This is a genomic window from Candidatus Nanopusillus massiliensis, from assembly GCF_920984865.1.
Window position 1 is genome coordinate 492,439 of the sequence record NZ_OV100765.1, and the last position, 310, is coordinate 492,748.

Below are 310 nucleotides of genomic sequence, written 5' to 3' on the forward strand. Positions count from 1 at the left end.
TGCGCCTTATAATTTAACTCCCNNNGTTTATAATGATTCAATAGCTTTATTATATCTATATAATTCTACAAATCTATCAATAAAAGACATAATATTTTCTAATACTTATTGGTATNNATTTAATACAGAAAAATATTATAATTCAAATAATATGATGTTTTGGAATACTTGACAATATAGTTATGGTTTTATTTTAGACTCAACGAATATTTATAATAAAATATTCAATCTAAACAATTTATATAACGGATATTTATATTATGAATATGAGAATGGTATAATACTAAGAAGACATTATACAAACTACTTG